The sequence below is a fragment of the Streptomyces sp. NBC_01341 genome (genome assembly GCF_035946055.1).
In the GTDB taxonomy this organism is placed as follows: Bacteria; Actinomycetota; Actinomycetes; order Streptomycetales; family Streptomycetaceae; genus Streptomyces.
Genome location: NZ_CP108364.1, coordinates 3,186,509 through 3,199,783, shown reverse-complemented (window position 1 = coordinate 3,199,783; position 13,275 = coordinate 3,186,509). Strand labels below are relative to the sequence as shown.

The 13,275-nt window shown below is 70.4% G+C and carries 13 protein-coding genes and 2 pseudogenes; 12 read left to right on the top strand and 3 right to left on the bottom strand.

The features are described 5' to 3' along the window. Positions 1-60: 60 nt before the first annotated feature. Together mqnC and OG206_RS13895 are read left to right on the top strand one after the other, a co-directional pair. Complete coding sequence (mqnC, locus tag OG206_RS13900; RefSeq protein ID WP_327115834.1) at positions 61-1,260, top strand: cyclic dehypoxanthinyl futalosine synthase; 1,200 nt, start codon at positions 61-63, stop codon at positions 1,258-1,260. Positions 1,261-1,267: 7 nt separating this feature from the next. After that, positions 1,268-1,912: an imidazolonepropionase-like domain-containing protein gene (locus OG206_RS13895; RefSeq protein ID WP_327115832.1), complete on the top strand. Its 645-nt coding sequence runs from the start codon at positions 1,268-1,270 to the stop codon at positions 1,910-1,912. A 91-nt stretch (positions 1,913-2,003) separates the two neighbouring features. On the opposite strand, the gene OG206_RS13890 is transcribed toward OG206_RS13895, so the two are convergent. Beyond that, positions 2,004-2,885, bottom strand: coding sequence for a DUF3152 domain-containing protein (locus tag OG206_RS13890; RefSeq protein WP_327115830.1), 882 nt, complete (start codon positions 2,883-2,885; stop codon positions 2,004-2,006). 186 nt (positions 2,886-3,071) lie between these two features. On the opposite strand from OG206_RS13890, the gene OG206_RS13885 reads away from it, so the two are divergent. Continuing rightward, positions 3,072-3,764, top strand: a complete 693-nt coding sequence (locus OG206_RS13885) for a demethylmenaquinone methyltransferase (protein ID WP_327115828.1) — start codon at positions 3,072-3,074, stop codon at positions 3,762-3,764. A gap of 12 nt (positions 3,765-3,776) precedes the next feature. Here OG206_RS13885 and OG206_RS13880 read toward each other — a convergent pair whose 3' ends face one another. Further along, entirely contained in the window at positions 3,777-4,295 is a 519-nt protein-coding gene (locus OG206_RS13880; RefSeq protein ID WP_327115826.1) for a GNAT family N-acetyltransferase, read from the bottom strand. Positions 4,296-4,392: 97 nt separating this feature from the next. Here OG206_RS13880 and OG206_RS13875 point away from each other — a divergent pair, with 97 nt between their 5' ends. The 5 genes and pseudogenes from OG206_RS13875 to mptB all read left to right on the top strand — a co-directional run bounded on the left by OG206_RS13875 (position 4,393) and on the right by mptB (position 8,422). Beyond that, positions 4,393-5,676, top strand: coding sequence for a geranylgeranyl reductase family protein (locus OG206_RS13875; protein ID WP_327115824.1), 1,284 nt, complete (start codon positions 4,393-4,395; stop codon positions 5,674-5,676). Between the two features lie 122 nt (positions 5,677-5,798). After that, positions 5,799-6,374: an IS607 family transposase gene (locus tag OG206_RS13870; RefSeq protein WP_327115822.1), complete on the top strand. Its 576-nt coding sequence runs from the start codon at positions 5,799-5,801 to the stop codon at positions 6,372-6,374. Then, positions 6,367-6,615, top strand: a pseudogene (locus OG206_RS13865) (IS200/IS605 family accessory protein TnpB-related protein); the annotation flags it as partial. The gene OG206_RS13870 and the pseudogene OG206_RS13865, both read left to right, overlap by 8 nt. Further along, positions 6,612-6,917 (top strand): annotated as a pseudogene (locus tag OG206_RS13860) (hypothetical protein); the annotation flags it as partial. The pseudogenes OG206_RS13865 and OG206_RS13860, both read left to right, overlap by 4 nt. A gap of 20 nt (positions 6,918-6,937) precedes the next feature. Beyond that, positions 6,938-8,422 carry a polyprenol phosphomannose-dependent alpha 1,6 mannosyltransferase MptB gene (mptB, locus tag OG206_RS13855; RefSeq protein WP_327115820.1) on the top strand — a complete coding sequence of 495 codons (1,485 nt, stop codon included), beginning with the start codon at positions 6,938-6,940 and terminating at the stop codon, positions 8,420-8,422. Between the two features lie 67 nt (positions 8,423-8,489). On the opposite strand, the gene OG206_RS13850 is transcribed toward mptB, so the two are convergent. Further along, positions 8,490-9,323, bottom strand: coding sequence for a C40 family peptidase (locus OG206_RS13850; protein WP_327115818.1), 834 nt, complete (start codon positions 9,321-9,323; stop codon positions 8,490-8,492). A 925-nt stretch (positions 9,324-10,248) separates the two neighbouring features. Here OG206_RS13850 and OG206_RS13845 point away from each other — a divergent pair. Genes OG206_RS13845 through OG206_RS13830 form a run of 4 tightly spaced genes read left to right on the top strand, consistent with a single transcriptional unit; the run spans position 10,249 to position 13,246 of the window. Next, positions 10,249-10,608 carry an NADH-quinone oxidoreductase subunit A gene (locus tag OG206_RS13845; RefSeq protein WP_003967084.1) on the top strand — a complete coding sequence of 120 codons (360 nt, stop codon included), beginning with the start codon at positions 10,249-10,251 and terminating at the stop codon, positions 10,606-10,608. A gap of 18 nt (positions 10,609-10,626) precedes the next feature. Beyond that, positions 10,627-11,181 (top strand): NuoB/complex I 20 kDa subunit family protein, encoded by a 555-nt coding sequence (locus OG206_RS13840; protein ID WP_014154689.1) that lies wholly within the window; start codon positions 10,627-10,629, stop codon positions 11,179-11,181. Further along, positions 11,178-11,888, top strand: coding sequence for an NADH-quinone oxidoreductase subunit C (locus tag OG206_RS13835; RefSeq protein ID WP_327115811.1), 711 nt, complete (start codon positions 11,178-11,180; stop codon positions 11,886-11,888). Before OG206_RS13840 ends, OG206_RS13835 begins: the two co-directional genes overlap by 4 nt. Next, entirely contained in the window at positions 11,888-13,246 is a 1,359-nt protein-coding gene (locus OG206_RS13830; RefSeq protein WP_327115809.1) for an NADH-quinone oxidoreductase subunit D, read from the top strand. The genes OG206_RS13835 and OG206_RS13830 overlap by 1 nt, the downstream gene beginning before the upstream one ends. Positions 13,247-13,275: the final 29 nt, after the last annotated feature.

Sequence of the window (13,275 nt, the reverse complement as noted above, 5' to 3'; positions counted from 1 at the left end):
CTGGCGTACGCTGGATCGGTCCGTGGATCCGTAGAAAAACCGCCGAAAGGTGACAGCCCGGTGACCGAGAAGGCCGACCTTCAGCCCATCCTCGACCGCGCCGCCGAGGGCGGGCGGATCACTCCCGAGGAGGCGCTCGACCTGTACAGGTCGGCACCCCTGCACGCCCTGGGAGCCGCGGCCGACGCCGTCCGGCGCCGTCGTTACGCCGGTACGGAGCACATCGCGACGTACATCATCGAGCGCAACATCAACTACACGAACGTGTGCGTCACCGCCTGCAAGTTCTGCGCGTTCTACGCCCCGCCCAAGGACACCGCCAAGGGCTGGTCCCGCAGCCTCGACGACATCCTGCGCCGCTGCGCGGAGACCGTCGAGCTCGGCGGCACACAGATCATGTTCCAGGGCGGCCACCACCCGGACTACGGCGTCGAGTACTACGAGGAGCACTTCTCCGCGATCAAGAAGGCCTACCCGGAGCTGGTCATCCACTCCCTCGGTGCCTCGGAGATCGAGCACATGGCCCGGATCTCCGGCGTCTCCGCCGAGGAGGCCATCAGCCGGATCCACGCCGCGGGCCTCGACTCCTTCGCGGGAGCCGGCGCCGAACTGCTGCCCGCACGGCCGCGCACGGCGATCGCCCCGCTCAAGGAGTCCGGCGAGCGCTGGCTGGAGATCATGGAGATCGCGCACGGCCTCGGGGTCGAGTCCACCTCCACGATGCTGATGGGCACGGGCGAGACCAACGCCGAGCGCATCGAGCACCTGCGGATGATCCGCGACGTCCAGGACCGCACGGGCGGCTTCCGCGCCTTCATCCCGTACACCTACCAGCCGGAGAACAACAAGCTGAAGGGGCAGACGCAGGCCACGCTCTTCGAGTACCTGCGCATGATCGCCATCGCCCGGCTGTTCCTCGACAACGTCGCCCACATCCAGGGCTCCTGGCTGACCACGGGCAAGGAGGTCGGCCAGCTGTCGCTGCACTACGGCGCTGACGACCTCGGCTCGATCATGCTGGAGGAGAACGTCGTCTCGTCGGCCGGCGCCAAGCACCGCTCGAACCGGCTCGAGATCATCGACCTGATCCGCAAGGCGGGCCGCGTCCCCGCCCAGCGCGCCACGACCTACGAGCACCTCATCGTCCACGACGACCCGGCGAACGACCCCGTCGACGCGCGCGTCGTCTCGCACATCTCGTCCACCGCGATCGCCGGCGGCACGGCGCACCCGGAGCTGAAGCTCCTCGACGCCAACTGACGCAGCCGTGCTGACCGTTCACGCCGCGCCGCTGGTCCTTCCGGTCGGCGCGGCAGGCGTGCCCGGGGGCGCGGTCGCCGTGGACGGTGACCGCGTCGCGGCCGTCGGCCCGTACGACGAGGTCCTGGCCGCCCATCCCTCGGCCAGAGTCCGGCAGTGGCCCGGCGTCCTCACTCCCGGCCTGGTCCAGCGGGACGGGCTACCGCTGCTGACCCGCTGCTACCACCCGGACCCGCGCGAGGCCGACGAGCTCGGGGAGCGGCCGCTGACCGGCGCGGAGTTCGACCGGCTGGCCGGGGGGATGGACGAGCCCCGCCGGGCCGGCAGCGTGCGCCGGGGGCTGCAGCGCATGCTCCGGCACGGCACCACCCATGTCGCCGGGGTCCTCGGCGAGCCCGCCGTCCGCACCGCCGCCGGCCGCGCGGGCCTGACGGTCCTGCCGTCCGCCGGGGCAGCCGCAGGAGAGCCGTCCCTGGACCCGTTCGCGGGAGGCCGGACCCTGGCGGCTTCGGTGTACGGCCCCCTCCTTGCGGGCGGCCGCGCGGACCTCGCGGTATTCGACGTCCGGGACGAGGCGGAGCTGCGCGCGGCGGGCGGCACGGCGTGCGTGGCCACGGTGCTCGGCGGTCGGCTGGTCTACCGGCGGCGGTGAGGCCACGGGCGCGCGGACTCGGAGGTGAGTGCCGCGGCGATCCGGCCGGCACCGCGTCGGCGGACGCCCGGGGGGCGGGGGTGGCACGGCGTCACCGCGCCGGAGGCCCGCCCAGGTAGCGCCCCTTCCCGTCGTAGGGCCAGGCGTTGGACACGCACCCCTTCAGGCCCTTGATCTGCTGCATCATGGCGGGCGCCGGTCTGCCCGGACCGGGGCAGGTCTCGTGGCCGTGGCCCAGCCAGTGACCGACCTCGTGGTTGATGATCAGGGCGCGGTACTCGGCCGGCGACCCGTCGAACTCGGGTGAACCCAGCTGCCAGCGGCGCAGGTTCACCATGACGTCCTTGGCGCCCCGGCAGTTGAGCTCACCGCCGGTGCGCAGGCCGTAGCGGGCGCACAGCCGGTCCGTCGTCGTGGGGGTGCCGATGCGGATCACCAGCCCGGCCGAGCCGTCGGCGACCTGGCGGAACGCGTGGGTGCCGCCCTTGTTCCAGCCGCGCGGGTGGGCGAGTATCTCCGCGACTCCGGCGGCGGCCTCGTCGGGATCGACCCCGCTGCCGTCCTCCACCTCGACGCGGTACCGGCTCCCCGCGCCCGTGGCCGCGACGCCCGCGCGGGCGACGGTGAAGGTGCCGGGGCCCGCCTCCGGCACCTTCACCTCGGCCGGCGGGGTGGCGGCGGGCGGGACATCGGGGGCGATCCGTACGGGTGCCGGCCGGTCCGCCGCGGCGGGGGTGGGCCTGACGTCCCCGGAGCCGGCGGCGACGGCCGGTCCGCCGCCCCGCCAGGGCGGTTCCACCGCGAGGTAGACCGCGCCGGCCACGAGTGCGAGGAGCAGCACTGCCGCGAATCTCCGGCGCCTGCGGACGCGCAGGCTCGGCCGGCGGCGTGCGGAGCGGCCGGGCGCCGCGGATAAGTCCCGGCGGCGGGGTGCGGCAGCGGTGCGTATGTGGTGGGTGTCGTTGCTCTGCATCGTCCCGCGAGTATCCGTGATCTTGGTGTGCCCCGGGGCCGGACCGCCCTTCCCCGCCCTCTCCGGCCCGCCGGCAGCGGCACGCGGGCCGCGTACCCGTCCCCCGGCACCTGTACGGAGTGCCTCCGGACCGAAAAGGTTCACGCCGCCTCGGGGCGCCGGGGGCGCGGCTGCTTGAATGGGCGGGTGACCCGAGCATCCCTGGACAAGCAGCCGCACGAAGTCGCCTCGATGTTCGACGACGTGGCGGCGAACTACGACCTCACCAACGACGTGCTGTCGCTCGGACAGGCGCGGCTCTGGCGCAAGGAGGTCGCCCGGGCCGTCGACGCCCGGCCGGCCCAGAAGATCCTCGACCTGGCGGCCGGGACGGCCACCTCCTCGCAGCCCTTCGCACAGGCCGGCGCCTATGTGGTGCCGTGCGACTTCTCGCTCGGCATGCTCCGGGTGGGCAAGCAGCGGCACCCGTGGATGCCGTTCACCGCGGGGGACGGCACGAAGCTCCCCTTCAAGGACGAGACCTTCGACGCGGTCACCATCTCCTTCGGTCTCCGCAACATCCAGGACACCGCCGCCGCGCTCGGCGAGCTCTACCGCGTCACCAAGCGCGGCGGCCGGGTGGTCATCTGCGAGTTCTCGCAGCCGACCTGGGCGCCCTTCAGGACCGTCTACACCGAGTACCTGATGCGCGCGCTGCCGCCGGTCGCCCGGGCGGTGTCGTCGAACCCCGACGCCTACGTCTACCTCGCCGAGTCGATCCGCGCCTGGCCCGACCAGGCCGGCCTCGCCGCGCTGCTGCAGAAGGCCGGCTGGTCGGATGTCGCCTGGCGCAACCTCACCGGCGGCGTGGTGGCGCTGCACCGGGGCGTGCGCGCCTGACCCCCGCGGGGCTCAGAGGTCCAGGCGGAAGCAGTACGCCTCCTGCTCCGTCACCGGCGTGGTGTACGTCTCGGCCTGCCGCATGCCGAGACGTACGGCCACCGCCACCGAGCGCGCGTTCCGGGCGTTGATCATCGCCACCACCTCGCGCACCCCGAGTGCCCGCAGGCGTTCCAGCGTGGTGCGCGCGGCGGCGGTCGCGTAGCCGTACCCCCACGAGGCCCGGCCCAGCCGCCAGCCGATCTCCACCTCGCCCACGGGGCCGAACGACTCGTGCGGCCACGGCTGGGCGCCGGTGAAGCCGAGCACCGCGCCGGAGTCGTCCAGCACCGTCCACAGGCAGTGGCCGAGCTCGGCGTCGTGCCTGCGCTGGCGGGCGGTCAACTCCTCGTACACGGAGTACTCCGCCCGGCGTCCGCCGTGGAACTCCATCACTTCCCGGTCGTCGAACACCCGGTACCAGGCCAGGGCGTCCTCGTCGGTGGGGACACGCAGATGTACGGACGGCGTCGGGTCGGTCACGTGAGACATCGGGGAGCCCTTCGGGAGGTTGATCAGCAGCCACCCATAGACTGCACGCGACATGTGCCGCGCGGCACGCGAATTCGAGTCTTCGGGAGATCCGACCGTGACCGAGCCCCTCTCCGAACACAGCGCGGACGTGATCGTCGTCGGAGCGGGCCCAGCCGGCTCCACGACCGCGTACTACCTCGCCAAGGCCGGCCTCGACGTCCTCCTCCTGGAGAAGACGGCCTTCCCGCGGGAGAAGGTCTGCGGCGACGGTCTCACCCCGCGCGCCACCAAGCAGCTCGTCTCCATGGGCATCGACATCTCCGAAGAGGCCGGCTGGCTCCGCAACAAGGGGCTGCGCATCATCGGCGGCGGCGTCCGCCTCCAGCTGGACTGGCCGGACCTCGCCTCGTACCCGGACTACGGTCTCGTGCGCAAGCGCGACGACTTCGACGAGCAGCTGGCCCGGCAGGCACAGAAGGCGGGAGCCCGGCTGCACGAGCGCTGCAACGTCGGGGAACCGATCAAGGACGAGCGCACCGGGCGCATCACCGGCGTCCACGCGAAGCTCGGCGAGGAGAAGACCCCGGTCACCTTCCACGCGCCGCTCGTCGTCGCCGCCGACGGCAACTCCACCCGGCTCTCCCTCAACATGGGGCTGCACCGCCGCGAGGACCGTCCGATGGGCGTCGCGGTCCGCACGTACTTCACCTCGCCCCGCCACGACGACGACTACCTGGAGTCCTGGCTGGAGCTGTGGGACCGCCGCGGCGCCGAGGACCGGCTGCTGCCCGGCTACGGCTGGATCTTCGGCATGGGCGACGGGACGTCCAACGTCGGGCTCGGCATCCTGAACTCCTCGTCGGCCTTCAGGGAGCTCGACTGGCGCGAGGTCCTCAAGGCCTGGTGCGCGTCCATGCCCGAGGACTGGGGTTACACCCCCGAGAACATGACGACGCCGATCCGCGGTGCCGCCCTTCCGATGGCCTTCAACCGCCAGCCGCACTACACCAAGGGCCTGCTGCTCGTCGGTGACGCGGGCGGCCTGGTCAACCCGTTCAACGGTGAGGGCATCGCCTACGCCATGGAGTCGGGCCAGCTCGCCGCGGACGTCATCGTCCAGGCGCACGCCCGCGCGACCCCGGCGCAGCGCGAACTGGCCCTGCAGCACTACCCGAAGGTCCTGAAGGACACCTACGGCGGTTACTACACGCTCGGCCGGGCCTTCGTGAAGATGATCGGGAACCCGAAGGTCATGAAGATCGCGACTCAGCGCGGTCTGACCCACCCCGTCCTGATGAAGTTCACGCTGAAGATGCTCGCCAACCTCACCGACCCCACGGGCGGCGACGCCATGGACCGCATCATCAACGGCCTCTCCAAGGTGGCCCCCAAGGCCTGAGCGCACGGGCCCTGCCGCCCCGGGCCCTGCTGCCGGCGGCATGCCCTGGTGTTTTCAACTGCTGGTCATCACAGTCGGGAAAGTGAGCGTAACCCTGTTTGAGTGAGTGTCGTTGTCCGGGTGTGAATCTGACGGAATGGGCGAAGACGCAGGGCGTGCATCCGCAGACCGCGTATCGCTGGTTCCGTGAGGGGACGCTGCCGGTACCGGCTCAGCGGGTCGGTCCGCGCACGATCCTGGTGAACGTCGAGTCGAACGCCGCGCCGGAAGCGGTCGGAGGGCTGGGTCTGTATGCCCGTGTCTCCTCGCATGACCAGAAAGCTGATCTGGAGCGGCAGGTTGCCCGCTTGTCCGCGTGGGCGGCGAAGGCCGGTCACCGGGTCGTGCGGGTGGAGTCCGAGATCGCCTCGGGCATGAACGGTGGCCGGTCCAAGGCCCGTCGTCTGCTGGCCGATCCCGAGGTGATCACCGTTGTGGTGGAGCACAAGGACCGGTTGGGCCGGATGAACGTGGAGCTGGTCGAGGCCGCCCTTTCCGCGACGGGCCGTCGTCTCATTGTCCTCGACGAGGGCGAAGTCGAAGACGACCTGGTACGGGACACGGTGGAGGTCTTGACGTCGTTCTGCGCCCGGTTGTACGGGCGCCGGTCGGCGAAGAACCGTGCGGTGAAGGCTCTTGAAGCGGCGTCGCATGGCTGAGCCGAAGAAGCCACTGCGGACGATTTCACGTCCGTTCGTCGCCGATGGCCCGTCGGGGGTGAGCATTCGCGACCGCCTCAAGGGCCTCACCGCCGAGGATGAGAAGGTGTTGCGTCTGGTCGGCGGCCACATGGGTTCCCTGGCGTCGCGGGATCTCAAGACCCGCTGCGGGGACGGGCTGGAGCACTCCACCGAGATGTGGGCTGCCCGTAAGCGTGGGCTGACGGCCTCCTCAACCGCATGACCAGCCGACACCCCGCCGCCTCGGTGGCCATCGGCAGGCGCTCCCTCGGACACCCGATCCGGCGACGGACGGCACCGCCCCGCCAGCACCAGAGCGATGCTGGCGGGCATCGGACCGCCCAGGCAGGACCAGATGATCGAGGCAGCGAGGGAAACCGCCCCCGCGTACCCGGACCACGGACACGATCCGATGGAGCTGAACGCGGCAGGAACGCGGTGGACCAGAACGCCCAACACCGTTCGGGGCGTTCGGCTGAGCATGAGTTCCGGCAACAGGACTCACTCCCGCTCAGTCTTTAGGAACGGTAGGTTCTCGGCCCATGCGGGCATTGGGGGCACGGAGCGCCGGCGGCTGCCGTCGGCTGGGCGCGGCGGGGGCGGCGGCCGCCGCCCTGGGGGGCTGGGCCGTCGGCACACTGCCGGCCCACGACCCATGGGGACTGTGGGTGCCCCGGGGGCCCGCCCTGACGGCGGCGGGCTACGCGGCCGCGTACGGCGGACTGACACTGCTCGTCGTGGCCTGGTGGCTGTACGGGCGCACCGGAGCCGCCGTTCGCCACACCCTCGTCACCCTCGTGTGGTGGGCGGCGCCGTTCCTCCTGGCGCCGCCGCTCTACAGCGCGGACGTCTACAGCTACGTCTCTCAGGGCGTGATGGTCATGGAGGGCCACGACGTCTACAGCGCCGGGCCGTCCGTCCTGGACCCCGGCGGACCGGGCGGCGACGCCGCGGCGAGCGTCGGCGGGCACTGGACCGACACCCCGGCGCCGTACGGGCCGTTCTTCCTGATCCTCGCGCGGGGCGTGGCCGGGGCGACCGGCGGCACGGTCGTCCCGGCCGTGCTGGGCATGCGGCTCATCGCCCTGGCGTCCCTGGTGCTGATCGTGTGGGCCCTGCGGAACCTCGCCCGGGAGCACGGCCGCAGCGAGAGCGCCGCCCTGTGGCTCGGGGCGCTGAACCCGCTGCTGCTGATTCACGTCGTCGGCGGTGTCCACAACGACGGGCTGATGACCGGCCTCATGCTGGCGGGTGCGCTGCTCGCCCTGCGCGGGAGGTGGATCAGCGGCTCGGCGCTCATCGGGCTCGCCGTGATGGTCAAGTCCCCGGCAGCGGTGGCGCTGCTGTTCGTCGGCGTCGTGGTGGGCAGGGCCGCGAGCGGGTCCACCGCGCGACGGGTGGCGAAGGGGCTCCTGGCGCCGGGCCTGGTCGCGGGCGCGGTCGCCGCCGGCGCCACGGTCGTCTGCGGCACCGGTTTCGGCTGGCTGGGGACCCAGGGTGTCGCGGGACGCATCCACACCGCGTTGTCGTTCAGCAGCGACCTGGGCCTCGGTCTGGGCGAACTCCTGCGGCTGACGGCGGGCGTGGACCCGGATCCCGTCAGGTCCGCCGTGCAGAGGCTGGCCCTGCTGGTGGCCCTGGTGCTCATCGGCCGCCTCGCGTGGCACGCCGCGACGGGCCGGACTGAACCCGTCCGCGCGCTGGGCCCCGCGCTGCTGGCACTCGTCGCCCTCTCGCCGATGGTCCAGCCCTGGTACCTGCTGTGGGCCACGGCCGTGCTCGCCGCCACCGCGTCAGGGGGCCGGGCGCTGGACGCCGTGACGGTGCTGTCGGCCGCGCTGGTCTACGAGACGCAGCCCTCGGGGTCGACACCCCCGTACGGATTCGTGCTGGCCGCGCTCGCCTGCGTGGCGTGCGTGCTGCACCTGCGCCGTGGGCGTGCCGCGGCGACGGGCGGGAAGGTACCGGGCCAGCGGCGGCCGGTGGACGAGGCGGCCACCTCGAACTCCCTGCACGCGACACGATGACGGACCGTCACTCCTGGTGGGGGAGTGACGGTCCGCGGTCGCGCTCGGGGGTGGCCCGGCTTGTGAATCAGAGAACGCGGACGGCGCCCGACGGCGGGTCGTAGTCCAGGGACTTCTGCACGACGCCCGTGCTGGAGTTCTGCGCGCCGACGAACTGGCCGCCGCCCACATAGATCCCGACGTGGTAGGCACTGCCCGCGCCGCCCCAGTACAGGATGTCGCCGGGCTGCAGGTTGTCGAGCGAGACCTGGGTGCCGGCCGTCGACTGGTCCTGGGAGACGCGCGGCAGGTCGACGCCCACCGTACGGAAGGCGGCCTGGACCAGACCCGAGCAGTCCCACGAGTTGGGGCCGGTGCCGCCGGAGACGTACGCGTCGCCGACCTGGGACTGCGCGAACGCGACGACGGACGCGGCGGACCCGGTGGCGCTGGAGGAGACACGGGCGGCCGAGGACGACGACGACGACGGCGACGGCGACCCCGTGGAGGCGCTGAGCGTGGTGCGCTCGGCGCTGCGGGAGGCGCGCTCGGCGGCCTCCGCCTTGGCCTTGGCGGCAGCCTTCGCCTTCTTCTCGGCCTCCGCCTTGCGGACGGCCTCGGCCTTGGCCTTGGTCGCTGTCTTGGCGGCTGCTGCCGCTGCGGCGTCCTCGGCGGCCTGCGTCTCGAGGTCGAGAGCGACGGCCTGGGTCGCCTGCGCGGACGCGGCGACGGAGGTGGAGAGCCCGGCCGTGATGGTGGGCATCTCGATGGTCTGGGTCACCGGCTCGGCCTGGGCCGGACCGGCGGCACCCGCGACCGCGATGGTGCTGAGGACGCCACCGGCAACTCCTGCCCGCAGCGCCGTCTTCGTGGCGCGCTGGCGGGGCTTCCGGTGGCTGGGTATGTGAGCGGTGTGGGACATGGGTACTAGCGCTATCAGGGCTGTAGGGGTCCCATCAAGAAACGTGTGTTGCGACACAGTTACGTTCGGAATCTGTGAATCCACTTATTTGAGGCCCTTATTGACGCCCTAACGGGCAAAACGGGCACCGCCGATCAGTGCCGTGATCACGGCGTTCTATCAATACGTCCGAATTGCCCGTCACTTACCATCCGTTCACACCGATGGCCAAGCCCGCCTTTGTTGGAGCTCGCATGGAGGTGGCGCAGGTCACAACATGAGTCTCCCGTGAGAGGCAACCGTGCGTCCGTGCGCCGCGTGGAGGAACGGCTCGTCCGCCGCCCGGCGGCCACATGACCTATTGGTGAGTCATGTCCCCCTATGTTCCCGCCTGTCGAGCCGTGCCCCCGCCGGCCTCGGTGACCCCGGCCGTGCGTTCGTCCGCGAGGCGGTCACCTCCGCGATGGATCGCGCCGGGCGATCGCTCGCCGTCGTGCACGCTCCCGTGACAGCCGTCCGGAAGATCGTGAATGCGGGCGCAATGTCCACGTCGGTACCGGCGGCCCCTCGTCCGGGTGGCCCCCTTCTGAGGGCGATCCCTATATCACCACCACGGCACCCACCGCCAATTTGCCTGTACGGCACGTCGATTGATAGAGCCACGCGCCCTTGACCAGCGGTAACGCCGCGAGATGTCACGTCTCGTAACCGCTCGGCCGCTTCGCGTACGAAGATCACCGCTCATCCGACTTCATGATCGTTCGTCAGGTGGTGGAGATCACAAAGACGGTGGTGCACCCCGTGTCGCAGATCACAGGACGGCAGGCATAGGATGCGGGGCAGTCGGGCTTGTGAACTGCCTCACATGTGCACGATCTTGGTGAGGTGGCGAGCCGGTCGCCCGATGCGGTCCAACGGTCAAGGACGACTGGAAGGAGCGAGGAGCGTGAATGCCTACGCGCCCATCCTCGTGCTCGGCGCCCTCGGGGCAGGGTTTGCGATCTTCTCCGTGGTCATGGCCACGCTTATCGGCCCCAAGCGGTACAACCGGGCAAAGCTCGAAGCGTACGAGTGCGGCATCGAACCCACCCCGACTCCGGCTGGAGGCGGCCGCTTCCCCATCAAGTACTACCTGACGGCGATGCTCTTCATCGTCTTCGACATCGAGATCGTCTTCCTCTATCCCTGGGCGGTCAGTTTCGACGCCCTGGGGATCTTCGGGCTCGTGGAGATGCTGCTCTTCGTGCTCACCGTCTTCGTCGCCTACGCGTATGTGTGGCGGCGGGGCGGCCTGGAATGGGACTGAGGGGCTGAGGGGCACACCATGGGACTCGAAGAGAAGCTGCCCAGCGGCTTCGTTCTGACCACTGTCGAACAGGCCGCCGGCTGGGTGCGGAAGTCATCCGTCTTCCCGGCCACCTTCGGCCTCGCCTGCTGCGCCATCGAGATGATGACGACCGGTGCGGGGCGGTACGACCTGGCCCGTTTCGGGATGGAGGTCTTCCGCGGATCGCCGCGGCAGGCGGATCTGATGATCGTCGCCGGACGCGTCAGCCAGAAGATGGCGCCCGTCCTGCGGCAGGTCTACGACCAGATGCCGAGCCCCAAGTGGGTCATCTCCATGGGGGTTTGTGCGTCATCGGGTGGAATGTTCAATAACTACGCCATTGTTCAGGGTGTTGATCATATTGTCCCGGTCGACATCTATCTGCCGGGATGCCCACCGCGCCCCGAGATGCTGATCGACGCCATCCTCAAGCTCCACCAGAAGATCCAGGGCTCCAAGCTCGGGGTCAACGCGGAGGAGGCCGCCCGCGAGGCGGAGGAAGCGGCGCTCAAGGCACTCCCCCTGATCGAGATGAAGGGGCTGCTCCGGTGAGCGACGAGAAGAACAGCGCGGCACTGCCCACTCCGCGCGACGACTCCGGTGAGGTCATCGGCGTACGCAAGGGCATGTTCGGCGCCAACAACGGCGGCGACACCTCCGGCTACGGGGGCCTCGTCCGCACGGTGACCATGCCGGGCGCCACCTCACGGCCCTACGGCGGCTGGTTCGACGAGGTGGCCGACGAGCTGGAGGGCGCGCTGGAGGAGCAGGACCTCCTCCCCTCCGAGGCGATCGGGAAGACGGTCGTCGACCGGGGCGAACTCACCTTCCACATCGAGCGCGAGCACCTGGTCCGGGTCGCCCGCACCCTGCGCGACGACCCCGCCCTGCGCTTCGAGCTGTGTACGGGCGTCAGTGGCGTCCACTACCTCGGGGACAAGGGGCGCGAGCTGCACGCGGTGTACCACCTGCGGTCACTCACCCACGGCCGGCTGATCCGCCTCGAGGTGTCCGCCCCGGACAGCGACCCGCACATCCCGTCGCTCGTCGGGGTCTACCCGACCAACGACTGGCACGAGCGCGAGACCTACGACTTCTTCGGGCTGATCTTCGACGGGCACCCCGCCCTGACCCGGATCATGATGCCGGACGACTGGCAGGGCTTCCCGCAGCGCAAGGACTACCCCCTCGGCGGCATCGCCGTCGAGTACAAGGGCGCCCAGATCCCGGCTCCGGACCAGCGGAGGTCGTACAGCTGATGAGCACTCCCCATTCCCACGCGACGCCCGGCGTGTCCGGGACTCCGCTCTCCGACGCCCGCGCCACGACCGAGGGGACTGTATATACAGTCACCGGCGGCGACTGGGACGAGGTCGTCGAGTCCGCGGCGAAGTCGGACGACGAACGCATCATCGTGAACATGGGTCCCCAGCACCCCTCCACGCACGGAGTGCTGCGGCTGATCCTGGAGATCGACGGCGAGACCGTCACCGAAGCCCGCTGCGGCATCGGCTACCTCCACACCGGCATCGAGAAGAACCTCGAATTCCGGAACTGGACGCAGGGCACGACCTTCGTGACCCGCATGGACTACCTGACCCCGTTCTTCAACGAGGCGGCGTACTGCCTCGGGGTGGAGAAGCTCCTCGGCATCGAGGACCAGATCCCCGACCGGGCCACCGTCCTGCGGGTGCTCCTGATGGAGCTCAACCGGATCTCCTCGCACCTGGTGTGCATCGCCACCGGCGGCATGGAGCTCGGCGCCACGACGATCATGATCTACGGCTTCCGCGATCGTGAACTCGTTCTCGATCTCTTCGAGCTGATCACCGGCCTGCGGATGAACCACGCGTTCATCCGGCCCGGCGGCCTGGCCCAGGACCTTCCCATGGGCGCGATCGACCGGCTCCGCGAGTTCGTGAAGACCATGAAGAAGAACCTGCCGGAGTACGACAAGCTCGCGACCGGCAACCCGATCTTCAAGGCCCGTATGCAGGACGTCGGATACCTCGACCTGACCGGCTGCATGGCGCTCGGCGCCACCGGCCCGATCCTCAGGTCCGCCGGGCTCCCGCACGACCTGCGCAAGACCGATCCGTACTGCGGCTACGAGACCTACGACTTCGACGTGCCGACCGCGGACACCTGCGACTCCTACGGCCGGTTCCTCATCCGGCTCGAGGAGATGCGGCAGTCGCTCAGGATCGTCGAGCAGTGCCTGGACCGGCTGGAGCCGGGCCCGGTCATGGTCGCCGACAAGAAGATCGCCTGGCCCGCACAGCTCGCGCTGGGACCCGACGGACTCGGCAACTCGCTCGACCACATCAAGAAGATCATGGGCACCTCCATGGAGGCCCTGATCCACCACTTCAAGCTGGTGACCGAGGGCTTCCGGGTCCCGGCCGGGCAGGCGTACACCGCCGTCGAGTCCCCCAAGGGCGAACTCGGCGTGCACGTCGTCTCGGACGGCGGCACCCGCCCCTTCCGGGTCCACTTCCGCGACCCGTCCTTCACCAACCTGCAGGCCATGGCGGCGATGTGCGAGGGCGGCCAGGTCGCCGACGTCATCGTCGCCGTCGCGTCCATCGACCCCGTGATGGGAGGCGTCGACCGGTGACCGCATCCAACCAAGAAGTCAGCCTGGGG

Excerpts from the sequence above, each read along its gene's own strand:
- OG206_RS13840 (WP_014154689.1), top strand. The coding sequence starts at position 10,627 with ATGGGACTCGAAGAGAAGCTGCCCAGCGGCTTCGTTCTGACCACTGTC.
- OG206_RS13890 (WP_327115830.1), bottom strand. The coding sequence starts at position 2,885 with ATGCAGAGCAACGACACCCACCACATACGCACCGCTGCCGCACCCCGC.
- OG206_RS13880 (WP_327115826.1), bottom strand. The coding sequence starts at position 4,295 with ATGTCTCACGTGACCGACCCGACGCCGTCCGTACATCTGCGTGTCCCC.
- OG206_RS13830 (WP_327115809.1), top strand. The coding sequence starts at position 11,888 with ATGAGCACTCCCCATTCCCACGCGACGCCCGGCGTGTCCGGGACTCCG.
- OG206_RS13850 (WP_327115818.1), bottom strand. The coding sequence starts at position 9,323 with ATGTCCCACACCGCTCACATACCCAGCCACCGGAAGCCCCGCCAGCGC.
- mptB (WP_327115820.1), top strand. The coding sequence starts at position 6,938 with ATGCGGGCATTGGGGGCACGGAGCGCCGGCGGCTGCCGTCGGCTGGGC.